Source organism: Agrobacterium sp. 10MFCol1.1 (assembly GCF_000381165.1).
Classification (GTDB): Bacteria; Pseudomonadota; Alphaproteobacteria; order Rhizobiales; family Rhizobiaceae; genus Agrobacterium; species Agrobacterium tumefaciens.
In genome coordinates this window covers 467,982-491,477 of record NZ_KB906072.1, presented here as the reverse complement: position 1 = coordinate 491,477, position 23,496 = coordinate 467,982, and the positions used below count along the sequence as shown (strand labels likewise).

The 23,496-nt window shown below is 58.9% G+C and carries 22 protein-coding genes; 16 read left to right on the top strand and 6 right to left on the bottom strand.

Translation table 11 applies throughout. The annotated features are described in order from the left end of the window. The first annotated feature begins 286 nt into the window (after positions 1–286). The 13 genes from F617_RS0102540 to F617_RS0102475 all read left to right on the top strand — a co-directional run bounded on the left by F617_RS0102540 (position 287) and on the right by F617_RS0102475 (position 13,805). A complete protein-coding gene (locus F617_RS0102540; RefSeq protein WP_245260751.1) occupies positions 287–1,882 on the top strand; it encodes a globin-coupled sensor protein in 1,596 nt (531 codons plus the stop codon). After that, on the top strand, positions 1,882–2,181 hold the full coding sequence (locus tag F617_RS0102535) for an STAS domain-containing protein (RefSeq protein WP_013635450.1): 300 nt from the start codon (positions 1,882–1,884) through the stop codon (positions 2,179–2,181). Before F617_RS0102540 ends, F617_RS0102535 begins: the two co-directional genes overlap by 1 nt. Beyond that, positions 2,178–2,543 (top strand): chemotaxis response regulator CheY1, encoded by a 366-nt coding sequence (cheY1, locus tag F617_RS0102530; RefSeq protein WP_003493773.1) that lies wholly within the window; start codon positions 2,178–2,180, stop codon positions 2,541–2,543. Before F617_RS0102535 ends, cheY1 begins: the two co-directional genes overlap by 4 nt. Before the next feature lie 16 nt (positions 2,544–2,559). Next, on the top strand, positions 2,560–4,827 hold the full coding sequence (locus tag F617_RS0102525; protein ID WP_019564321.1) for a chemotaxis protein CheA: 2,268 nt from the start codon (positions 2,560–2,562) through the stop codon (positions 4,825–4,827). Positions 4,828–4,840: 13 nt separating this feature from the next. Further along, positions 4,841–5,749 (top strand): protein-glutamate O-methyltransferase CheR, encoded by a 909-nt coding sequence (gene cheR, locus F617_RS0102520; protein WP_019564320.1) that lies wholly within the window; start codon positions 4,841–4,843, stop codon positions 5,747–5,749. Further along, positions 5,746–6,801 carry a protein-glutamate O-methylesterase CheB gene (gene cheB / locus F617_RS0102515; protein ID WP_019564319.1) on the top strand — a complete coding sequence of 352 codons (1,056 nt, stop codon included), beginning with the start codon at positions 5,746–5,748 and terminating at the stop codon, positions 6,799–6,801. The genes cheR and cheB overlap by 4 nt, the downstream gene beginning before the upstream one ends. Beyond that, complete coding sequence (gene cheY2 / locus F617_RS0102510) at positions 6,801–7,190, top strand: chemotaxis response regulator CheY2 (protein WP_003515008.1); 390 nt, start codon at positions 6,801–6,803, stop codon at positions 7,188–7,190. The genes cheB and cheY2 overlap by 1 nt, the downstream gene beginning before the upstream one ends. After that, on the top strand, positions 7,187–7,732 hold the full coding sequence (gene cheD, locus F617_RS0102505) for a chemoreceptor glutamine deamidase CheD (RefSeq protein WP_003515010.1): 546 nt from the start codon (positions 7,187–7,189) through the stop codon (positions 7,730–7,732). Before cheY2 ends, cheD begins: the two co-directional genes overlap by 4 nt. Before the next feature lie 14 nt (positions 7,733–7,746). After that, complete coding sequence (locus F617_RS0102500; RefSeq protein WP_003515012.1) at positions 7,747–8,130, top strand: hypothetical protein; 384 nt, start codon at positions 7,747–7,749, stop codon at positions 8,128–8,130. A gap of 131 nt (positions 8,131–8,261) precedes the next feature. Further along, the gene (gene fliF, locus F617_RS0102495) at positions 8,262–9,944 is read left to right on the top strand and encodes a flagellar basal-body MS-ring/collar protein FliF (RefSeq protein WP_003515013.1); all 1,683 of its coding nucleotides are present in this window, start codon (positions 8,262–8,264) and stop codon (positions 9,942–9,944) included. A gap of 372 nt (positions 9,945–10,316) precedes the next feature. Further along, on the top strand, positions 10,317–11,048 hold the full coding sequence (gene visN / locus F617_RS0102485; RefSeq protein WP_003515014.1) for a transcriptional regulator VisN: 732 nt from the start codon (positions 10,317–10,319) through the stop codon (positions 11,046–11,048). Positions 11,049–11,106: 58 nt separating this feature from the next. Beyond that, positions 11,107–11,808, top strand: coding sequence for a transcriptional regulator VisR (gene visR, locus F617_RS0102480; protein ID WP_003515015.1), 702 nt, complete (start codon positions 11,107–11,109; stop codon positions 11,806–11,808). Positions 11,809–11,957: 149 nt separating this feature from the next. After that, complete coding sequence (locus F617_RS0102475; protein ID WP_003515028.1) at positions 11,958–13,805, top strand: methyl-accepting chemotaxis protein; 1,848 nt, start codon at positions 11,958–11,960, stop codon at positions 13,803–13,805. Between the two features lie 55 nt (positions 13,806–13,860). On the opposite strand, the gene F617_RS0102470 is transcribed toward F617_RS0102475, so the two are convergent. Continuing rightward, a complete protein-coding gene (locus F617_RS0102470; protein WP_013635457.1) occupies positions 13,861–17,370 on the bottom strand; it encodes a hybrid sensor histidine kinase/response regulator in 3,510 nt (1,169 codons plus the stop codon). Positions 17,371–17,586: 216 nt separating this feature from the next. Here F617_RS0102470 and mscL point away from each other — a divergent pair, with 216 nt between their 5' ends. From mscL to galE, 3 genes are all read left to right on the top strand, one after another. Beyond that, positions 17,587–18,015, top strand: coding sequence for a large conductance mechanosensitive channel protein MscL (gene mscL / locus F617_RS0102460; protein ID WP_003515034.1), 429 nt, complete (start codon positions 17,587–17,589; stop codon positions 18,013–18,015). 152 nt (positions 18,016–18,167) lie between these two features. Then, positions 18,168–19,334 (top strand): pyridoxal phosphate-dependent aminotransferase, encoded by a 1,167-nt coding sequence (locus F617_RS0102455; protein ID WP_019564317.1) that lies wholly within the window; start codon positions 18,168–18,170, stop codon positions 19,332–19,334. Positions 19,335–19,660: 326 nt separating this feature from the next. Then, a complete protein-coding gene (galE, locus tag F617_RS0102450; RefSeq protein ID WP_019564316.1) occupies positions 19,661–20,692 on the top strand; it encodes a UDP-glucose 4-epimerase GalE in 1,032 nt (343 codons plus the stop codon). 27 nt (positions 20,693–20,719) lie between these two features. Here galE and F617_RS0102445 read toward each other — a convergent pair whose 3' ends face one another. The 5 genes from F617_RS0102445 to F617_RS0102425 all read right to left on the bottom strand — a co-directional run bounded on the left by F617_RS0102445 (position 20,720) and on the right by F617_RS0102425 (position 23,496). Next, on the bottom strand, positions 20,720–21,541 hold the full coding sequence (locus F617_RS0102445; protein ID WP_019564315.1) for a DUF6030 family protein: 822 nt from the start codon (positions 21,539–21,541) through the stop codon (positions 20,720–20,722). A 148-nt stretch (positions 21,542–21,689) separates the two neighbouring features. Further along, complete coding sequence (gene yacG, locus F617_RS0102440) at positions 21,690–21,917, bottom strand: DNA gyrase inhibitor YacG (protein ID WP_013635461.1); 228 nt, start codon at positions 21,915–21,917, stop codon at positions 21,690–21,692. A 3-nt stretch (positions 21,918–21,920) separates the two neighbouring features. Further along, positions 21,921–22,544, bottom strand: a complete 624-nt coding sequence (locus F617_RS0102435; RefSeq protein ID WP_019564314.1) for a Maf-like protein — start codon at positions 22,542–22,544, stop codon at positions 21,921–21,923. 34 nt (positions 22,545–22,578) lie between these two features. Beyond that, complete coding sequence (infA, locus tag F617_RS0102430; RefSeq protein ID WP_003493814.1) at positions 22,579–22,797, bottom strand: translation initiation factor IF-1; 219 nt, start codon at positions 22,795–22,797, stop codon at positions 22,579–22,581. A gap of 210 nt (positions 22,798–23,007) precedes the next feature. Further along, the gene (locus F617_RS0102425; RefSeq protein ID WP_013635463.1) at positions 23,008–23,496 is read right to left on the bottom strand and encodes a low molecular weight phosphatase family protein; all 489 of its coding nucleotides are present in this window, start codon (positions 23,494–23,496) and stop codon (positions 23,008–23,010) included.

Genomic DNA, 23,496 nt, shown 5'->3' with positions numbered 1-23,496 from the left:
TGTTTCTTAACTTTCAAGCAAGGAATTAACCATAAAGATTGATGGTATTTCCACGGCGGAATGGGGTTATCTCCCCTTCCAGGCATGACGCCGCACTGCCGTACCGGGCCCGATCCGGTATTTCGTTTCTTGGTTCAAGAAGGTCAGGCAAGCGTCGATGCCGCATCGTCCGCGATGGGTATGTTCGTTCAAAAATCCCCCTTAAGGGTGCTGGCGTTCTGAACCTTGCCATTTGGCCGGGTTTTATCGGCCGTCATATTATTGGGGTCGTCGGTTGGGGCAGGACTTGCCATCAGAACAAGCGCGGAGATCGGCAGGCGCAAGCCTGGCGGGGCGGTTGCGCTTTGCCGGCCTCGACGAGACGCAATCCGATTTCCTGCGCAATTATCGCAGCATGCTGGAGCCTTACGTTAAGGCTGGCCTGCGCGATGTGATGAACCGTTTCCAGTCCATGCCGGACTGTTCGCCGTCTTTCGAAAGCGAAAACCAGCTCGACCGCCTGCACGATTTGCAATCCTCGCACTGGAGCGTGCTGACCGATGCGCGTTTCGATGGGCTTTATGCCGAGCGGGTGAAAGTGCTTTCCGATAATGCCGGTCGTATGGGTCTCGATCCGCGCTGGCAGATCGCCAGCCATGCCGTCGTTCTGGAACATCTTCTGGGCGGTCTGGTGACTGAGCACGCGCCGCGCTCCATCCTGCCCGGCAACCGTAAAAAGAGCCGCGAACTGGCGGAAACCGTCAAGAACGTCGTCCGTCTGGTGATGGTCGATACCGAGATTGCCGTATCGTTGCGCTTCAATGAATTGCGCCTGCGCCATGGCCGGGAACTGGCAGAACAGCGCGACAATGACCGCTCCGAAGCCGCAAGGTTGCTGGGCGAAGCGTTGACGGCATTTGCCGCAGGCGATTTGCAGGCCCGCATCGGCGGCGACGTGCCCGACGCCTACCGCGACGTTGCTGCCACTTTCAATGCGGCACTCGAGACGATTGGCGCGTCACTGACATCGGCGCAAAACAGCATCGGTGAAGCCGAGGCGCTGAGCGCGCGGTTTGCCGACATTGGCCGTTCCATGGCGGAGCGCTCCCGCCAGCAGGCCGCAGCCCTTGCCGACACCTCCCGTGCGATCCAGACGATGATCGGGGATGTGGCCGAAAACGGCGCCCGCATTTCGGCGGCGGAGACGGCGGTTTCCCATGCCCGTGAGGCGGCGGTCGAAAGCGGCAAGGCAATCGGTGAGGCGATAAACGCCATGTCGGATATCGAGCAATCCGCCGAGCAGATCGGACGGATCATCGGCACGATTGACGAGATCGCTTTCCAGACGAACCTTCTCGCCCTCAACGCCGGTATCGAGGCAGCACGCGCCGGTGACAGCGGACGCGGTTTTGCCGTTGTCGCGCAGGAGGTCCGGGCATTGGCCCAGCGTTCCGCAGACGCTGCAAGAGAGATCAAAAGCCTCGTTGGCTCCACGAAAAAGCAGGTCGAAGGCGGCGTGCACATGGTCAACCGCACGCAGGACGCAATCGGCGGTGTTGTCCGGCAGGTATCCGGCATCAACGACATGATCACTGAGGTCTCCCGGCACGCGGCAGAGCACGCCGGCGAATTGCAATCAGTCGCTGCCGACATCGGTGAACAGCAAAGACAGGCTGACCGGAACCTTGCCGATATGGGCAATGGCTCCTCGGAGGCCGATACGCTTCACACTGTCATTCTGGAACTCGGCCGCACCATTCGCGAATTCCGCATTGCCCGTCAGGGACAGGCGGCAGCTGTCGCCGCTACGGCTCGGCAGGACACATCATTTGTGGCCCGTGCGGATAACCGCACGGATTACGGCCAGGATTACCAACAATTCAGACGCCAAGGAGTCATGTAATGGCAGCCAGAAAAGCAGCTGAGGCGACGCTGAAACTGTCACCGGTGCTGGATCTCAACGAGGCATCGGCGCTGCACGGCAAGCTGATGACGCTGAGAGGAGCACCTTTGTCGGTGGATGCGTCCGAGGTGGAACGTATCGGTGCGCTTTGCGCCCAGGTCCTGATGGCCGGTGCGAAGTCCTGGGAAGAGGACGGCAAGCCGTTCGGTTTTGCCAGAGTGTCCGATGCATTCGACAAGACCATGAAACTGATAGGCGTCGAAATCGATCATTTGCTCCTGAAGGAGATCAAGAAGTGAAGAAAAAAGTTCTTACCGTGGATGATTCCAGAACGATCAGGAACATGCTCCTGGTCACGCTCAACAATGCCGGTTTCGAGACAATTCAGGCTGAAGACGGCATTGAGGGTCTTGAAGTGCTGGAGCAGAGCAACCCCGACGTCATCGTGACCGATATCAACATGCCCCGTCTTGATGGTTTCGGCTTCATCGAGGGTGTGCGTCGCAACGAGAAGTACCGGGCCATACCGATCCTCGTTCTGACGACCGAAAGCGACGCAGAGAAGAAGAACCGCGCCCGTCAGGCCGGTGCGACCGGCTGGATCGTCAAGCCGTTCGATCCTGCGAAGCTCATCGATGCCATTGAACGCGTAACTGCCTGATACGGGACATTTCACGATGGATATGAACGAAATCAAGGAAATCTTTTTCCAGGAATGCGAGGAACAACTCGCGGAACTGGAATCGGGGCTTCTTAAATTGAATGACGGTGACCGTGATCCGGAAACCGTCAACGCCGTTTTCCGTGCCGTTCATTCCATCAAGGGCGGGGCGGGTGCCTTCGGTCTGGATGATCTCGTGGCCTTCGCCCACGTTTTTGAAACGACCCTCGACTGCGTTCGCTCCAACAAGCTGGAACCGACACAGGACGTCCTGAAAGTCATGCTGCGTTCCGCCGACGTGCTGGCGGACCTGACCAATGCGGCAAGAGACGGCGGCAGCGTCGACGAAAGCCGCACCCGTGGCCTCGTCAAGGAACTGGAAGCCCTGGCCAACGGGGAAACCGTCCACGCATCCGCGCCGGTGGCAGCGCCGGTTGTCGCAAAGATGCCGGAACCCGTTGCGCCCAAGCCGACGGACGATAGCGGTTTCGAGCCTATCCCGTTCTCCTTCTCGGACTTTGCCGATGAAACGACGCCGTTGATGGAGACGCCGTCTTTCCAGATAACCTTCAAGCCGCACGCATCGCTTTATTCGAAAGGCAATGAAGCAGCCCTTCTCCTGCGCGATCTCTCGCGCATCGGTGAGATGAGCGTCAATTGCGACCTGTCGGAACTGCCCTCGCTCGACAAGCTCGATCCAGAAGCGTCCTATTTCTCCTGGACGGTTTCGATCTCGACCGACAAGGGTGAAGAGGGTATCCGCAGCGTCTTCGAATTCGCCGAATGGGATTGCGATCTCGAAATCACCCCGATTCTTTCGGAAACCGCTGCGGATGCGGAAGAGCTGCCGATGATCCCGGTTCCGTTCGACCTGTCGGCTCTCGACGGTGATGCGGAAGGGGAACCGGCCGTTGTGACCGCCGGGGCGGAAGAGCCCTACGTTGCCGCAGTCGTCGAGGTTGCCGTCGCAACGACGCAGATCGCCCAGAGTGTCAACGCCGCCATCGAAAAGCGTGAGGCTGCGGCAGCGCCGGCCGCAGCGCAGGCGAATGCAAATGCCGCGGCCAATGCAAGCGCCGGCCAGACCATTCGTGTCGATCTCGACCGTGTTGACCGCCTGATCAACCTCGTCGGCGAGCTTGTCATCAATCAGGCGATGCTGTCGCAGAGCGTCATCGAAAACGATGCGAGCGGCACGTCTGCCGTCAACATGGGTCTCGACGAACTCCAGCAATTGACGCGCGAAATCCAGGACAGCGTCATGGCGATCCGTGCGCAGCCGGTGAAGCCTGTCTTCCAGCGCATGTCGCGTATCGTTCGCGAAGTTGCCGACATGATCGGCAAGCAGATCCGCCTCGTTACCGAAGGCGAGAACACGGAAGTCGACAAGACGGTCATCGACAAGCTGGCCGAACCCCTGACGCACATGATCCGCAATGCGGTGGACCACGGCATCGAAACGCCGGAAAAACGCGAAGCCGCTGGCAAGAACCCGGAAGGCACCATCAAGCTTTCGGCCAAGCACCGGTCGGGCCGCATCCTTATCGAGCTTCAGGACGATGGCGCGGGCATCAACCGCGAGCGCGTCCGCCAGAAGGCGATCGACAACGATCTCATTGCCGCCGATGCGAACCTCACGGACGAGGAGATCGACAATCTGATCTTCGCGCCGGGCTTCTCTACCGCAGACAAGATTTCCGACATTTCCGGCCGTGGTGTCGGCATGGATGTGGTCAAGCGTTCCATTCAGGCGCTCGGCGGCCGCATCAACATCTCCTCGCGCCCCGGTCTTGGCTCGACCTTCACCATGAGCCTGCCGCTGACGCTTGCCGTTCTCGACGGCATGGTGGTAACCGTGGCCGGCCAGACGCTTGTCGTTCCGTTGACGGCAATCGTGGAAACCCTGCAGCCGGAAGCGAAGAACATTCACTCCTTCGGCGCCAACCAGCGGCTGATTTCCATCCGCAACTCTTTCTGCCCGCTGGTCGATGTCGGACGCGTTCTGAACTTCCGTCCGACCCAGGCCGATCCTGTGGAAGGCGTGGCGCTTCTGGTGGAATCGGAAGGCGGCGGCCAGCGCGCCCTGATGGTCGATGCGATCCAGGGACAGCGCCAAGTCGTCATCAAGTCTTTGGAAGCCAACTATACCCATGTTCCAGGCATTGCCGCCGCCACCATTCTGGGTGACGGACGCGTTGCGCTCATTCTGGATGTCGACGCCATCGTCAGCGCTTCGCGCGGGCAGCCACTGAAACAGGAAATGTCACTCGCGGCGACGGGTTGAAGGCGGATATCCAATGGCAGCACTTAATCTCAGCGATCAGCGACAGTCTCCCGATGACGTTCTTGCCAGCGGCGAATATCCGCTGACGAGACGCGATTTGTCGGAGATCGCTGCGATGATCTACGCGGATGCGGGCATCTATCTCAACGACACCAAGGCGTCGCTGGTCTATTCGCGCTTGTCCAAGCATATCCGCAATCTCGGACTGGCCGGGTTTCGGGAATATTGCGCACTGGTGTCATCGCCCGATGGAGCGGCTGCGCGCCGCGAAATGCTGTCGCACCTGACGACGAATTTCACGCGCTTCTTCCGCGAGAACCACCATTTCGAACACCTGCGCGACGAGGTCCTGCCGGGCCTCATTGCAAGGGCAAAGACTGGCGGGCGCGTCCGCATCTGGTCGGCCGCCTGCTCAGACGGGCAGGAGCCCTATTCGATTGCGCTCACCGTGCTCGCCATGTTTCCCAATGCGGCGGACTACGATTTCAAGATCCTGGCGACGGACATCGATCCGAAGATCCTGGCGCAGGCCCGTGCCGGTGTTTACGACGATAACGCGCTCGAAACCGTGTCTCCCGCCATGCGCAAGCAATGGTTCACGGAAGTTGATGCCGGCGGTCGCCGCAAGTTCCGCATCGATGACAAGGTCAAGCGCCTCATCACCTTCAATGAACTGAACCTGATGACGCAATGGCCCTTCAAGGGCAACTTCGACGTCATCTTCTGCCGCAACGTCGTCATCTATTTCGACGAGCCGACCCAGATGCGTATCTGGACGCGTTTTGCAGGCCTGCTGCCGGAAGGCGGTCATCTTTACATCGGCCATTCCGAAAGAGTGTCCGGCGACGCCAAGAACCTGTTCGACAATACCGGCATCACCACCTACCGCTACATTGGTCACACGTCCGGGAGGAAGGCATGAGCGCACTCGCACGGGTCCTCGTCGTCGATGATTCCCCCACCATGCGTGGCCTGATTTCCGCCGTCCTCAAGGCCGATCCGGAGGTTGAGGTGGTTGGGCAGGCCGGCAATGCCATGGAAGCGCGCGCCGCCATCAAGCAGCTCAATCCCGATGTCGTGACGCTCGACATCGAGATGCCGGAAATGAACGGCCTCGAGTTTCTCGAAAAGATCATGCGACTGCGGCCGATGCCGGTCATCATGGTCTCGTCCCTGACGCACCGCGGCGCGGATGCCTCGCTCGCCGCGCTTGAAATCGGTGCTTTCGACTGTGTCGGCAAGCCGGCTCCAGGCGATGCGCGCCCCTTCGGCGACTTGGCCGATAAGGTGAAGGCCGCAGCACGGTCGCAACACGCAGCTTACCGCACGGCGCGCCCGGAACCCGTTGTCGCAGCCCAGCCGACCCCGGTCAGCGATTATCGTGCCGGCCGCAAAGTCGTCGCCATCGGCTCCTCCACTGGCGGTGTCGAGGCACTGATTGCCGTGCTCCAGAAGTTCCCGGCCAATTGTCCGCCGACGGTCATCACCCAGCACATGCCGCCGACTTTCACCAAGAGTTTCGCGGAACGGCTGAACCGCATCTGCGCACCCGTCGTGGAAGAGGCGACGGATGGGGCGCGCCTGCAGACCGGCAAGATCTACCTTGCGCCGGGCGGTGAACGCCATTTGCAGATTTCCAATCGTAACGCGCCCTGCTGCCGGCTTATCGAGCGCGATCCCGTCAACGGCCATCGCCCTTCAGTTGATGTGCTGTTCGATTCGGTCGCCGAGCTTGCCGGACGCAACGCCGTCGGCGTCATTCTCACCGGCATGGGCCGCGATGGCGCGGCCGGGCTGCTGAAAATGCGGCATGCCGGTGCGCGAACCGTCGGCCAGAACGAAAAAACATGTGTCGTCTACGGCATGCCCAGAGTGGCCTTTGAGCTTGGCGCCGTTGAACTGCAATTGCCGCTGGCCTCAATCGGCGAAGAAATCCTGAAACTAACCACTGCCCGCAAAGAAGGTGCTGACTAATGTCTCTCGCAGAAAAGATCAAAGTTCTGATCGTCGACGATCAGGTGACCAGCCGGCTGCTGCTCAGCGATGCGCTGACACAGCTCGGCTTCAAGCAGATCACTGCCGCTGGCGACGGCGAGCAGGGATTGAAGATCATGGAGCAGCAGCCCCATCATCTCGTTATCTCCGACTTCAACATGCCCAAGATGGACGGCCTCGGTTTCCTGCACGCCGTGCGGGCAAACCCGACCCTCAAAAAGGCGGCCTTCATCATCCTCACCGCACAGGGCGACCGTGCGCTGGTGCAGAAGGCAGCGCAGCTCGGCGCAAACAACGTGCTGGCCAAGCCCTTCACCATCGACAAGATGCGCGCAGCCATCGAAGCGGTTTTCGGATCGCTGAAATGATTGAAGCTGCGGCCAAGCGCGTACATATCATTCAGGGCGAGTACAAGGTTGTCAGCGATCCCGACGTGGTCATGACGACGATACTCGGTTCGTGCGTGGCCGCCTGTCTGAGAGACCCCGTTGCCGGCATTGGAGGAATGAACCACTTCCTGCTGCCGGGAACGGGCAACGTGACCGGTGGGGATGCGACGCGTTATGGCGTGCATCTCATGGAACTGCTGATCAACGGTCTTCTGAAGAAGGGCGCACGCCGCGACCGGCTGGAGGCGAAGGTTTTCGGCGGCGCAAAAACGATTGCCAGCTTCTCCAATGTCGGTGAGCAGAACGCCATCTTTGCCATGCAGTTTCTGAAGGATGAAGGCATACCGGTCATCAGCTCCTCCACGGGCGGGGATCATGGCCGCAAGATCGAGTTCTGGCCGGTTTCGGGCCGTGCACGACAGCATCCGCTGAGCGGCGCGGAAACCCAGAAGACGGTCGCCATGGAAACGCGTCCGGTGCCGGCCCCCAAGCCCGTCGCCAACGACATCGAATTTTTCTAGTCACGGAGTTTCCAATGCAGATTGCAAACAACACCGGCACCACTCCGTTCGAAGAAGCCTTGCCCGACGTTCTGATGCGCGTGGTATCGGAACTGCACGATGTCGCCTATCTGATCGAGCGCATCGAGCCGCAACTGCTGGAAGCGACAAGCGGCGAATTGTCCAGCGATGGCGTCAAGCTCTTGCAGGGCATCGACCTTGCCGTCCAGAAAACCCGCGGCCTTGCCGAGTTCATCGATACCGTCACCGGCTCTATTCCCGGTGATTGGATCGTGGATGTCTCGACCGCGCTCAGCCTCGTCAAGCTGGCAGAAATGCAAAAGGCGCTGGGCGCAGCCATCCGCCACGGCCATTCGCAGCCGCTGGACAAGGTCGCCGGCGACTTCGATCTGTTCTAGACAGCATTCATCTGGCGGTTCCCTTCCTTTCGCGGATTGCGGATAAAGGCAACGCTCGCGCAAGCTTCGCACACTATTGTCATTACGGGGCCAAAAGGTCTCGGACTCTATGAATGACGGTGCGGAACAGAATGAATCTGTTAAATCAAATCCCTCAGGTCTTGAAGAATTTCGCGGCGCTGGGTCAGACACGGTTGTTGATGCTGGGCGGCGTGGGCATTTTGTCCATGGCCATTATCCTTGCAGCAGCACTTTACGTGAACCGTCCCGCTTACGAGACCCTTTATGTGGGACTTGAAAAAAGCGACCTCAACAAGATCAGCATTGCACTCGCCGAAGCGGGGCTGGACTTTCAGGTTGGAACGGATGGCGCCAGCCTCCAGGTTCCGGTCGGCCTCACCAGCAAGGCAAGGCTGCTTCTGGCCGAGCGCGGCCTGCCTGACAGTGCCAATGCCGGTTATGAGCTTTTCGACAATGTCGGTTCTCTCGGACTGACTTCCTTCATGCAGGAAGTGACCCGGGTTCGCGCGCTTGAGGGTGAGATCAGCCGCTCCATTCAGCAGATCGACGGAATTGCGGCCGCACGCGTCCATATCGTCATGCCGGATGTCGGTAATTTCCGCCGCGGTGAGCAGAAGCCCACCGCATCGGTCATGATTCGAGCCAATGCCACCGCCGGGCGCAAAGCGTCCGCTTCCATCCGTCATCTCGTCGCCTCGGCCGTTCCCGGCCTTGAAGTCGATGACGTGACGCTGCTCGATTCCACCGGCCAGCTTCTCGCTTCCGGTGACGACGTCACCAACGCCGCCATGAACCGCTCGCTGACGCTGGCGCAGAACGTTCAGCAGGAAATCACCACCAATATCGACAAGGCGCTGGCGCCTTTCCTCGGCATGGACAATTTCCGCTCCAGCGTGACGGCGCAGCTCAATACCGACAGCCGGCAGATTCAGGAAACCGTCTACGATCCGGAATCGCGCGTCGAGCGCTCCGTCCGCACCGTTAAGGAAGACCAGAAGTCCCAGGAAACGCAGCCCGATACGGCCGCGACCGTGGAACAGAACGTACCGCAGGCAGCGCCCCAGGGCGGCGCAGGCGGCCCGCAGTCTTCCGACCAGTCTGCCAAGAAGGAAGAGCAGACCAACTACGAAATCAATTCCAAAACGGTCGCCACCGTCAAGAATGGCTATACCGTCGAGAAGATTTCGGTCGCCGTGGTCGTCAACAAGGGTCGCATCGCCAAGATGGTCGGCGAACCCGTCGACCAGGCCAAGATCGACGCCTATCTTGCCGAAATGCAGAAGATCGTCACCTCGGCTGCGGGGGTTTCCTCCGATCGCGGCGATATCGTCACGCTAACGGCGATGGACTTCCTCGAAACGCAGCTGCTCGACGAAGCCGCAAGCGGGCCGGGCATCATGGAAGTGCTCAGCCGCAATTCGGCAGGCATCATCAATTCGCTCGCCTTCGTCGCTGTTGCTTTCCTCGTCGTCTGGCTCGGTGTACGCCCTCTGGTTCGTACGGTCACTGGCAACGGCGCGGCAGCAGGCCAGATCAGCCAGGAGACCGCAGGCCTCGAACTGCCGGATTTCTCTCCCGGCATGGATGCGGGTGCTGGTGGTCTCATGGAAGGGTTTGGGGCGGATTTCGGCTTCGACAGCACCGACGATCTTCTGGCAGGCGGCGACAGCGAAGGCACCTTCAACCGCCGGGTTCGCGAAGGACCCGAGCGCAGGCTCTCCCGCATGGTGGAAATCAGCGAAGAACGCGCAGCCAAGATACTTCGCAAATGGGCAGTGGAAAAAGCTGCATGATTTTGAAAAAGGCCGGGGTTATCCCGGCCTTTTGCGCATTTCCGGGTTCTTTGGTATCTTGGCGCCGCGCGCCGTCGCATTCCCGCTTTGGGACACTGTTTACAAAAAATTCAGCAACGATACAGTTTGCTGGGAATAGGCTGAGAATGCCGTTTATGGATTGGTCAGCTTTTCAGTATGTTTTTTAGGAATAGACGAACAAGGAAATACGTGGAAAGGCTGGTGTCAGGTAATGGCAAATCCCAGTCCGTTCCATAAAATGAAGTGATTCGGTCTCCGGGGGCTCACCATCCCATTTTGGTAAGCTTCTCGAATGGAATGATTCCATCCCGAGGTATAATCTCCCCATTGGGAGCAAGAGGGCGTAGGCGATTGAAAGTCGATGTTGATATCCGCAGGCTGTCTGCCAAGCCTATGGAGGGCATGGGTAAGCCCTTGCCACGCGACCAGCTTGCCAAGAACGTCGCAGCCTCGGCCGCTGCCGGCAACGTTTCAGGCGCGCTGGATCTGCTCGTAACCTACGCCGGCGCCTCGCATTATCTGCTGGCGCGGGAGGATCTTCTCGAAGAAACCGGACTGAAATTCATCATCACATCCGACTGGCCTTTCGATCTGGTGCGCAGGCTTGGTGCCGAACTCGCCAACAGCCAGAACAGATCGAGCGAAATGGAAAAGTGCCTTTCGCTTCTGCAGCCGCGATTGCTTGTTCTTCCGGACGACGTTTCTGTCCCTTTCGGCATCGACCGGCAATATTCGGCGCTTTCCTTCTGTGTGGGTCGCATTCGTCTTTCGCTTCTGCTGCTGTTTCCTGAACACTCGGTTCCTTCGCCGGATCGTCTGCGCGAAATCGCGCTTCTGACCGGCTATTGCGTCAGCTTCGGCATTGCCAGCGAAGCAAAGGCCGTGCGTGACATCGACCTCACAGAACGTGAGCTTGAGTGCCTGTTCTGGATCGCGGAAGGCAAGACAAGCGACGAAATTGCGATGATACTTGGCATTTCGCGCAATACGATCAATAATTACATTACAAGCGTGATGCGGAAAACCGCGACGAAAACCCGCTCGGAGGCAATCGCCTACGCCGTGCGCAACAACCTCGTATAGATGGTCGGGACCCATGGTACAGACGAAAGATAATGAGGGTACGAGTCAAAGCAGCGGTATGTTTTACCGCAGCCCTGTTGTGACAAGCCGGTCGGATCTGTTTCCGAAGCTGGTCGCCATGCAGAAACTGGTCGGCGCACGTAATTTCGTGGTGACGAAGGCTGCCGCCTCCGGCTTCCCCAACAAGAAGAAGCTGACCTGCGAGCTGGAGAACTGGGGCATGAATGCCGCCGAACAGAGCGCGCAGTTCATCCGCGCGGTCGGCGATATTCTTTTGGATCATATCGAGACATCGCTACTGCCGGTCATCTGGCGTAACAAGAATGCCGGCGGTTTTGCCGATCTTCCTGACGTGCCGGCTTTGATGCGCCGGATCGAGAACGATACATTGCCCTATGCGGGACTCGCTTTGCCGGTGCGGCTCGGCACGATCGGCAACGGCTACATCGTTTTCTGTGGCAGCAACCTCGTTCTCGACAACGAGGTCGTCATCGAACAGCACATTAAATGCTGCGAGATCATGGTCGATATGCTGGCGCTGGATGAGCGCAAGGTGGCACCGTCTGAAGCGTTGAGCGAAAGGGAAATCGCCTGTCTGCAACTGGCGGGTGATGGTCGTATCAGCGAAGAAATCGCGGTGAAGCTCGGGCTTTCGGTACACACCGTCAACGCCTATCTGGGTTCAGCGACGATCAAGCTCGATTCCGTCAACCGTATCCAGGCGATCGCAAAGGCCATCCGGCTCGGCTATATCCATTGATTGAGGGGGGCGGGCTTTCCCGTCCCTGTAAGCCGGCAGGCGCCGGCGCGGCTTGTGTCATCCACTCTAAAAGCTGCTATCGGTACTTCGCGTTTTTTTAACAGTTGCCAACTAGAACTTTTATAAGTTTGGTTTTGGGGAACTGTTTCATGCACAACCGGCTCTTTAAGTCCGTTGCGGGTAAGGTCGTCGTGCTGACGATCGGCCTGATTGCGCTCAGCGTCGCGGCAGTTGGTTTTTCGACATACATTCGCCTGAAGGACAATATCATCACCACTGCGCTGCGTGACACGCACAGCGCGATGCGCGGCATGGCGATCCTTTACGAGATGAAGGTCGGCGGCGTGGCCCTCGAAATGGTGGATGGAGAGCTCAAGAGTATCGGCCGCGCCAGCATCGGGACACTGCGCGACAATGATCTCGTCGACCGCACGGCTGCCGGTAATGGCGGCATCGCGACGGTTTTTGAAGCCAAGGCCGGCGATTATATTCGCATGACCACCAATCTGAAGAACGAAAAGGGCGAGAGAGCAGCGGGCACGAAGCTCGCCACCGACCATCCCGCTTTCGAAAAGGTCTCCAAGGGTGAGGGTTATTTCGGCGCCGCCACGCTTTTCGGCACCAATTACATGACCGGATACATGCCGGTTCTCAACAAGTCCGGAGCAACCGTCGGTATTCTTTTCGTGGGCGTTCCCATGGCCGTCTACGAAGCCCAGATTTTCGGCCTACGCGACCTGATGCTGATCTGTGGCGCGCTCGCCATGGTCGGCGTGGGATTGCTCGCCTATTTCGTCATCCGGCGCACCCTGCAGCCTCTAGGCAAGCTTACCGATGCGGTTAAGTCCCTTTCGCACGGCAATCTCGATACGCCGATCCCCTATGCCACCAATACCAATGAATTCGGCAACATCGCCCGCGCTCTCGTGATATTTCGCGAGAATGCGCTTGAGAAACTCGCGATCGAGGGCAAAAGCGCCGAGGAACGGTCCGTGGCGGAATCGGAGCGTCACCGCAACGATGCCGAGAAGCAGGAGCTGGACGGCCAGATCGAATTCGCAGTCAGCGAGATCGCGTCCGGCCTCGGCAGGCTTTCGCGCGGTGATCTGAGCCGCACGATCGAGACACCCTTTAACGGCCGTCTGGATCGTCTGCGCACGGACTTCAACGAATCCCTTCTCAACCTGCGCGATGCGCTGGGGCAAATCCGCGAGCGCACCCTGGTCATCCAGCATAGCGGTTTTGAAATCGAGCAATCGTCGGTCGATCTGTCGAAGCGCACGGAGAATCAGGCAGCCTCGCTGGAAGAGACGGCAGCGGCTGTCGAGGAAATCACCGCAACGGTCAGATCGTCGGCCGAGCGGGCGCGTGAAGCCAACGAAGCCGTCCGCATCACCAAACAGAGCGCCGACAGTTCCGGTTCGGTCGTCAGCAATGCCGTGGACGCCATGGGCCGTATCGAAGACGCCTCGCGCAAGATCGAGCAGATCATCGAGGTCATCGATGACATCGCGTTCCAGACCAACCTTCTCGCCCTCAATGCCGGCATCGAGGCTGCGCGTGCGGGCGAGGCGGGCAAAGGTTTTGCGGTCGTGGCGCAAGAAGTGCGTGAACTTGCACAACGCTCCGCGGACGCGGCACGTGAAATCAAGCAGCTCATCAACCAGTCAACGCATGAGGTGAGCTCCGGATCGAAGCTGGTGCAGGAAGCGGGCACGGTTCTTTCAGCCATCAGCCATCAGATCGTCGCCGTCAGCCAGCATGTCGAAACCATCGCGACGGCGACGCAGGATCAGTCCTCCGCGCTCCACAATGTCAACGGGTCCGTCAACCAGATGGATCAGATGACCCAGCAGAACGCGGCGCTTGCCCAACAGTCGAGCGCAGCCAGCCGGGTGCTGTCGGGCGAAGTGGAAGCGTTGCTCGATCTGGTTCAGCGTTTTCAGATGGAGCAGGGCTCGGCGACCGGCCAGGATCGACTGAGCCGCGCAGCCTGACATTGGAATTTTTGAAAGTCGAAGAGCTCCCGGATCGCAAGGTCCGGGAGTTTTTTTATTCTGCCGCCGCGCGGGCCGTGCTGGATATCTGGTTGATATAGGCCCGCAGCGCCGCCGGTTTGACCGGCTTATGCTGGACGGTAATCCCATATTTTTCCGCATCGCTGCGCACTTCCGGGCTGCGGTCCGCCGTCACAAGCAGGGCAGGGATCGTTTTGCCGTAGAATGTCCTGATCAGGCGGATGGCGCTGATACCGTCGCCGTCGTCGAGATGATAATCGGCAATGATGACATCCGGCACCGCTGACATTGTCAGGAACGGTTCTTCGAGTGTGGCCACTGAACCTGCGGGTAAGACCTCACAGCCCCATCCCGTCAGCAATAACGTCATGCCCTCGAGGATTTTCGGCTCGTTGTCGATGCAGAGTACCCTGACGCCGGCAAGCCGGTCGCTCGCCACCGGATTGGCGATCCCGCCAGCGGCCTTGGCTGGCGTCAGGCGGTCTGCCTCGCGCAGCAGGTGGATACGGAATGTCGTACCTTTTCCGGGTGTGGAAATCAGCTGTACCGGATGGTGCAGCATGCGCGACAGCCGGTCGACAATTGAAAGACCAAGTCCGAGGCCGGAGGCCGTTTTTGCACCCTCATCCAGCCGGGCGAATTCCTTGAAAACCGTGCGGAATTTGGATGCGGGAATGCCGATGCCGGAATCCGTCACCTGAATGACGACATCGCCTCCCCGGCGGCGCGCGCCAACGATAACCTTGCCACTCAGCGTGTATTTGATGGCGTTGGAGACGAGGTTTTGTATCAGCCGCCGCAACAGGTTGGGGTCGGAGCGGACGGTGAGCGAGGTGGGCATGACCACGAGATCGAGGTTCTTTTCCTGCGCCATAGGCGCGAAATCGGTTTCGATGCGTTTCAGCAGCTCGTTCAGCGGCACCGATGTCATGCGCGCTTTCATCGAACCGGTGTCGAGGCGGGAAATATCGAGCACCGCGCCGAGAATGGTCTCTACCGACTCGAGCGCCGAATCGATGTTCTGGACGAGATCGCTTTCCCCCGAGGCGCCAAGCCGCTCGACCAGCGAGGAGGAATAAAGCCGCGCGGCATTCAGCGGCTGGAGGATATCGTGGCCGGCGGCAGCAAAAAACCGTGTCTTGCCGATGTTCGCCTCGTCGGCCGATGCCCTTGCCTCCGCAAGTTCGCGGTTGACGCGGGTAAGCTCGACGGTTCGTTCCGCCACCCGCTGTTCCAGCGTTTCATTGGCCTGTTTCAGTGCCTGATCGCTCGCCACTCTCTGCGTGATATCGGTGAAGGTGGCGACGATACCCTTGTCCGGCATAGTGTTGGAGCGCACTTCGATGATGCGCTCACCGCCGCCAAGCACCAGCGAGAAAGGCAGGTCCATGGTCAGGAAACTGGTGATCAGCTGTTCCGTGTCGCCCGGCGGCATGTCGCCGCGCTCCTGCAGCATGGAAACGATGTCCGTCAGCGGCAGCCCCACCTGCCCGAATTGCTCAGGTAGATCGAGAAGGGTGCGGAAGCGCCGGTTCCAGATCGTCAGCTGCTGCGAGCTGTCGAAAACGGCGATGCCCTGGTCCATCTGCGCCAGCGCCGTTTGCAGCATGTCCTGATTATATTGCAGCGCCTCGCTTGCCTGATCCAGCAGCCAGGCCGTGTCGGCGCTGGTGTCCTCCGCCTTCTGGAGAATGATCGAAAGCACGAGACGGGCTGAGGAGGAGCCGATGGCGCTGCCCAGCAATTGTTCGGAGAAATGGATCAGCGCCATGTCGGCGGGCTGGTCGTCGTTGAGCTTCCTGCCCGCCGTCTTTTCATAGGTCGCCAGTGAGCGCAGCATGCGCTCTTCACCGAGATAACGGGCAATCGCGCTTTTGAGATCGCCGACGCTGACGCGGGTTTTCCAGCCACGCGTGGCGAATTGTGATTTCGAATGGCGCTTCACGAAGATGCCGGACTGGATGCGCTCCACCGGTCGCGGGTTGCGTGAAAGCGAGCCAAGTACGAAAGCCATGCTGTTGACGAGCAGGCTGAGGATGACCGCGTTCACAAAAGGGTCGGCCTCGGGACCGTTGAAGACCGTACTGCCAGAAAAGAGGAAGCCGAGAACGGTGGCCGCGACCTCCGAATTATCAGGCCCGCCGAAGCTTGGCAGAAACAGCAGGTAGGCCCAGACAAAAAAGCCTGAACTCAAACCGGCAATCGCACCGCGCGCATTGGCGCGCCGCCAGAACAACCCACCGAAAAGGGCAGGGGCCATCTGGGCGATGGCGGCAAATGCCAGGAGGCCGATGGAGGCAAGCCCGGTGGCACTATCGGCCGCACGGTAGTAGCCGTAGCCCAGAAGCATCACCGCAAAGATCGCTGTTCTGCGGATGTTGAGAAGCGTTTTGGCAAAGTTGTCCCGGTGCGGCGAGCGGTTCAACAGCTTCTGCCGCAAAAAGATCGGCATGACGATGTCGTTGGAAATCATGATCGACAGCGCGACCGAGGCAACGATCACCATCGCGGTCGCCGCTGAAAATCCGCCAATGAAGGTAATCAGCGAAACGACCGGCATTTGATGCGCGAGCGGCAATTGCAGGACGTAAAGATCGGCGTTGCCATTGGCGCCGAGCGTCAAAATTCCGGCAAGCGCTATCGGCAGCACGAAGATGTTGATCGCAATCAGATAAAGCGGCAGCAGGAACCCCGCCATGCGCAGCTCTTCCGGCGTGCGATTTTCAACCACGGTGACATGGAACTGGCGCGGCAACAGGATGATCGCGAAACCGGAAAGCAGGGTCATCACGATCCAGCGGCTGATGGGCGTGTGATAGGATATGGCCCGCATGGCCCGTTCATTGCCCGACGCAAGTTCCCACAAATGCGAGGGGCCGTCGAATAGGACGAACAGAACGTAAAAGCCGACGGTGCACATGGCGACGAGCTTGACGAGCGATTCCATTGAAATCGCCAGAATAAGCCCGTCCTGGTGTTCGGTGGCGTCGGTATGCCGGGTGCCGAACATGACGGCGAAGCCCGCCATGACGATGGTGACGAGCAGCGGCAGATCGAGGAAATAGAGGTTGCCGCTGCCAATGCCGTAATCGCCGGGATCGACCATCGTCGCCACCGAACTGGAAACGGCCTTCAATTGCAGCGCGATATAGGGAATGGCGCCGACAAGCGCGATGATGGCGACAATCATCGCCACGGTGGAGTTCTTGCCGTAGCGGGCGGCAATGAAATCGGCAACCGACGTCAGCTTTTCGGTTTTGGCAAGCTCCACGATGCGGCGAATGATCGGCATGCCGATGGTGAAGGCAAGGATCGGCCCGGTATAGATGCCAAGGAATTCCAGCCCCTTGTCTGCCGCAAGCCCGACGCCGCCGAAATAGGTCCAGGAGGTGCAATAGATCGCCAGGCTAAGCGCATAGACGAACGGCCGCCCCTTTTTGGGAGCGTTTCTTTTCCGGCTGTTCCTGTCCCCATAACTTGCAACCGCAAACAGCAGCAGGACATAAGCGAAGGCCGAACCGAATATGATCCACCCAGGAAGCACGCATCCTCCCCATGCAACAATCCCTGAAAACGAGCATAGGCGAATTCCGGGCCGTTGAGAATGAGCGCGGTCTGATCATAAAGTTCAAGACTACCGTGCAAAAAGCCTAATAAATGCAATCTTGACGAATTCCAAATGGGACAGGGAATCTATATGGTTGAACCCGTAGGGACAGTCACATAGCTTCAGCTCGCGAAGCAGGAGAGGGACCATCTGATGCTTAACGAATTTAAAACCTTCATTGCCCGTGGCAATGTCATGGATCTGGCCGTGGGTGTTATTATCGGGGCGGCGTTCAGCAAGATCGTCGATTCCGTCGTCAACGACCTTATCATGCCGATCGTCGGTGCGATTTTCGGCGGGTTCGATTTTTCGAACTACTTCCTGCCGCTCAGTTCCAGCGTCACCGCCAGCTCGCTTGCCGCCGCGCGCGATCAGGGCGCTGTCTTCGCTTATGGTAACTTTCTCACGGTCCTCATCAACTTCCTCATTCTCGCCTGGATCATTTTCCTGATGGTCAAAGGGGTCAACAAGCTTCGCGCTTCTGTCGACCGGAAAAAGATCGAGGAAAAGTCGGAACCGGCTCCGCCGCCGGAAGACGTCAAGCTTCTTACCGAAATCCGCGATCTGCTTAAGACGCGCTGAAGCTTAGATTGTCCCGGCGCGATATTGCTGACCATGGGTCAGCTTCCTCTCGCCGGGCATCCATCCATAAAGAAAATCCATGACTGTTGCACGGAATATCATGCATATCGCCCGTTCGATGCGATAAGAAGACACCAAACGGAGTGTCTTTAATGTCCATTTTGAACAGTCTGAGTGCGCGCTCTCTGGCGGCTCCCGAGAGCGGCATTGTCGAGGTCGTGAATTATGCCCGGGGACGGGACAATCTTCTGCCGCTTTGGGTCGGCGAAGGCGATCTGCCGAGCCCGGACTTCATCAACAAGGCGGCCATCGACGGGCTCAACAATGGCGAGACCTTCTATACCTGGCAACGCGGCATTCCCGAATTGCGCCAGGCGCTCAGCAGCTACTACGAGCGTCACTTTTCAGCCTCTCTATCCGCAGATCATTTTTACGTAACAGGTTCCGGCATGCAGGCGATTGCGCTTGCGGTGCAGGCGCTGACCTCGCCGGGCGACGAGATGATCTATCTCACGCCCACCTGGCCCAATATTGTTGCCGCCATCGGCGTGGCGGGCGCAAAGGCGGTCGCAGCCGGCATCGATTTCCACGATGGTCGCTGGGATCTCGATATCGGCAAGCTGGAAAGTGCGATCACCGGTAAGACGAAGGCGCTCTTTATCAACACGCCGTCCAACCCGACCGGCTGGACCGCAACGCGAGACAATCTTCGCGATGTTCTGGCACTCGCCCGCAAACACGACCTCTGGATCGTGGCGGATGAGATTTACGCACTTTATCACTATACCGGCACCCGTGCGCCGTCGTTCCTCGACGTGATGGAACCGGATGACAAAATCGTCTTCGCCAATTCTTTTTCGAAGAACTGGTCCATGACGGGCTGGCGTGTTGGCTGGCTTGTGGCGCCACCCGTCATCGGGCAGGTGATCGAGAACCTTATTCAATATTCCACCTCCGGCGTGGCGCAGTTCATGCAGCGCGGCGCAGTCGCGGCTCTCGACCATGGCGACGGTTTCGTCCGCGAGAACTACGAACGCGCTCTGACATCCCGCGACATTCTCTGCGATGCGCTGATCGCGACGAACCGCGTGGAAACATTGAAGCCGGATGGCGCTCTTTATGCCTTCCTCAAGGTGGACGGCGTGACCGACAGCCGCGCCACGGCTCTGGATATCGTTGACAAGACCGGCGTCGGCCTCGCGCCGGGCACCGCATTCGGCCAAGGCGGAGAGCTGTTTCTCCGTGCCTGCTTCCTGCGCAACCCAAAGCAGATCGAAGACGCAGCCGATCGGCTTGCGTCCTATATTCTCGGCAGATAACCGCAATCCTGCGATAGCCCGCCCTGCCGCGCCGAATTTGGCCGCGGCAGGCAGATTTTCTACCAAAAGAATCATGGCGAGCCGCTAAAACTACAACCTCACGGCGTACCAATCGACGTGCGGGCTTTTCTGTGCTATGCGCCTTGTGTTCCATTTATGAGAACATTTTCATCTAATAAATAAAACACACTTCATTGCGCTAACCAATCGTAAGCCACCTTTTCATAGGGGCGAGGGATAGGTGGGGTATTTGCTGTGCAAGTAATCAATGATGAAGAATTATTGGCTTTGATGGACGCAACAAAAGCAAACAGGGAAGTAATGTCATGGCTGTTCTGGTCACCGGTGGGGCCGGTTATATAGGAAGCCACATGGTGTGGGCTTTGCTCGACGCCGGTGAAGACGTCGTTGTTGTCGACCGTCTTTCGACGGGATCACGTTGGGCGGTCGCGCCAGCGGCGCGTTTCTATCTCGGCGACGTCGCCGATCGCGACTTGCTCGGCCAGATTTTCGAACACAACCAGATCGAGACCATTTTCCACTTCGCTGGCTCCGTCAGCGTCCCTGAATCGATCAGCCAGCCGCTCGAATATTACGAAAACAATACCGGCACGACCCGCGCCCTTGTTGCGGCGGCAGTCGGTCATGGTATCCGCAATTTCATCTTCTCTTCAACTGCCGCGGTCTATGGGAACCAACCCTTTGATGGCCCGGTGCCGGAAACGGCAGTTCTCAGCCCGGAAAATCCCTACGGCCTGTCGAAACTCGCCTCAGAAATCATGTTGCGCGATGTCGTGCAGGCGCATGATTTCAACTATGTGGCGCTGCGTTATTTCAATGTTGCCGGTGCCGACCCGAAGGGCCGTGCCGGGCCGTCCCCCACGGGTGTGGCGAACCTCATCAAGGTAGCGTGCGAAGCGGCAACCGGCCGGCGCGACAAGGTGGAGGTTTACGGAACAGATTATCCGACCGCTGACGGCACCGGCGTTCGCGACTATATCCATGTCAGCGATCTGATCGACGCGCATATGCTCGCCATGGCGCATCTGCGTGCTGGTGGCGGCACACGAACGCTCAATTGCGGTTATGGCGTCGGCTATTCGGTACTGGACGTGCTGCACGCCGTGCAGCGGGAATCCGGAAACGATTTCCCGGTTATCCATTGTCCCCGCCGCGCCGGCGACGTTGCCGCGATGGTTGCGGATTCGAGCCGCATCCAGTCGGAACTCGGATGGTCGCCGCGTTTCAATGATCTCACAACCATCGTTCGCACGGCCCTTCAGTGGGAGGCCAAACGTCAAGCCCAGCGAAGCGACAGGATTCTGCCTGGGCGGCATAAACTGGCAGCGATAGGCTGAGCGGCCGTTGGTTTTCGGGATGCGGTTCTACCTGACGGAAAAATAGAGGACCGGTCGATCCGAAAGAGTGGCAGCGGGAAGCCATTTCTCGCTGTCGAAAAAGCTGCGCGTGAGCTTCAGTCCCGGCAATTGTTCCGTTGCCAGCAAAATCAGGTTCAGCCGATGCGGCGCAGACGGCTCCGGCTTTAGGGAGACGGAAATACCGAAATGCTCTGCCTGATAGGGTTGCAGCCTGCGTGCCGGCTCAAGCATGCTGGCAAGGTCGGCCCAGCGCGTCTGCTCGATGATCATCGCCAACGCGTCCTCAAGCTTCGTCAGAATAACGGCACCATCAGGTGTCTGCGGCGCAACCACTTTCATCCTGATAGAGCGAACCTCGTCGGACGCCTCGCCTCTGATGTCGAGAAAAAGCGATGCCCGTTCCGAGGCGTTCGCCGTGTCCCCGACCACAAGATCGGCCATGCATTCGAAATTGCGGATCTTCACCGGGCTTGCGTGCCAGCCTTGCGGGTTGGAAAAGCCCGCCGCGGTAAAGCGGTCGCAGAGGTCCTTGCCGGACAGAACGAAGTCGCGGGCAAAGGATGCCCTGTCGCCGCCTTGCTCGAATTTCAGCAGATGCGGCGGTAGATTGAGCTTTTGGGCGGTAACCTTTTGCCGCTTGACGGGCTTCATCCGGGCTGGCTGCTCGGCGGAGCGTGTGGCAGGCGCAAGGTTGAGATAGCTCAGCAGGCTTTTGAGATGTTTCTTGTCATTGGCAAGCAGCACCGTTGCCAATATGGCAAGACAAACTGCCAGCACCGCAAACAGCAGCGCGCCAGGCCTTACTCTTTTTTGCAGGCTTGCGTCCATCGGGGAACCCTAATGGCTGCCGGGGGAGGGGCGTCAACCGGTTTTTGATATGGCTTTCGGGCTGTCGGCAACCCGGTGAATATACTGCGAGCTGAAGGTCATTAAAAATATTCTGTATTTCACCGCCGGATTTTCCGGCGGCGCAACGTTATTCGGAGGAATTTTTGAACGAGTCCTGCTCGTCCGCGCTGCTTTCGTCGTCGGCGACAGGAATGGCGTAGGAGCCGTTCAGCCAGCGGGCGAGATCGAGCGAGCGGCAGCGATCCGAACAGAACGGATAGTCTTCCCGTGTCGAGGGCCGCCCGCACTCCGGACATGGCTTCGTTTTCCGAAGCGGCGTAACATTTCCCGCACCTTCAGGAGATGATTTTGTCATGGTCTATCCTTCGAGCCAGCCCGACGTCACCTCGAATCCTTCACCGGAAAGAAGCGACATGGTCTCATACAGCGGCAGCCCGACGACATTGGTGTAGGAGCCGGTCAGTTTCTGCACGAATGAGCCGGCAATGCCCTGGATACCATAGGCCCCGGCTTTGCCGCGCCATTGCCCGGAGGCGATATAGGCGTCGATCTCGCGCGTGGTAAGGCGTTTGAAACGCACCTTGGTTTCCACAACCTTCTGACGGATTTTGCCGCCTGATGTCACAAGGCAGATGCCGGTATAGACCCAATGGCTGCGCCCCGAGAGAAGATGCAGCGCTGCGGAAGCCTCCTCGGTATATTCCGCCTTGCCGACAATGCGGCGACCCACGGCCACCACGGTGTCGGAGCCGAGAACATAGGCGTCTTTCCACGTCTGCTCGCTCTTCAGCGCCGCATGCGCAGCCTCGGCCTTCTGTAGCGACAGGCGACGGCACAGCGTGCGCGGATGCTCAAGCTTTACGGGCGTTTCGTCGATATCCATCGGCATCAGACGTGCCGGCTCGATGCCGATCTGGTGCAATAGTTCCAGACGCCGCGGCGAACCGGATGCCAGAACGAGCTTTTGTTTTGAGTTGGTCATTGCGCTGCCCGGGCTTCCGAATGCCGAAAACGGATTACTTGAAGCGATAGGTGATGCGGCCCTTGCTCAGGTCGTAAGGCGTCATTTCGACCAGCACCTTGTCGCCCGCCAGAACGCGGATACGGTTCTTGCGCATGCGGCCCGCAGTGTGGGCGATGATTTCGTGTTCATTCTCAAGCTTCACGCGGAATGTTGCGTTCGGCAGCAATTCGGTTACGATGCCCGGGAATTCGAGGACTTCTTCTTTTGTCATGTAAGGGTTTTCTTCCTGTTGATAGTGCCGGACCTGTCGTGTCCGGGAAAATTGCGCGGAAACTACACAATCCCGGCACATTTGTGAACCTCTAAAGCATCACGGCGAAAATCGGAACCGATTTTCGCCAGGTGGGAGGTGCGGATCGAATAAATGCCTGTCCTGTGCGGCGTTTGAAGTGTCTGGTCCGATCGAAACGGACACTCAACCTCAGTCTTTTGAAAGCGTATCCGCCGCCGGCTGCGGCCTACCTGGCAGGCGTTCGGCAATCAGCCTGGCAAGATGATCCCGCACCTCGCGGTAGGCATCCAGAATCTGGTCCCGCGTGCCGGTGATGACGGTTGGGTCCATGGTTGGCCAATAGACAACGTCGAGCGAGTTGGAGCGTGTCAGTTCAAGTGCTGCGTGATGAGCTTCGGGTGTCAATGTAATGATCAGATCGAAAAAATCATCCTCGATCTCGTCCAATGTGCGCGGTTTGTGTTTGCCGAGCGAAAATCCCTGTTCTTCCAGAACCGCATCCACAAAGGGGTCACGCTCGCCCGCCCGCACGCCGGCCGACTGGATGTAGATGCCGGGCGCCACCAGTCGTTTGGCGATGACCTCGGCCATGGGAGAACGGATGGAGTTCATACCGCACATGAAGAGGACCGATTTGGGAGCCTGTCCCCCATTTGGAGCCGTGGCGGGATCTCTCAT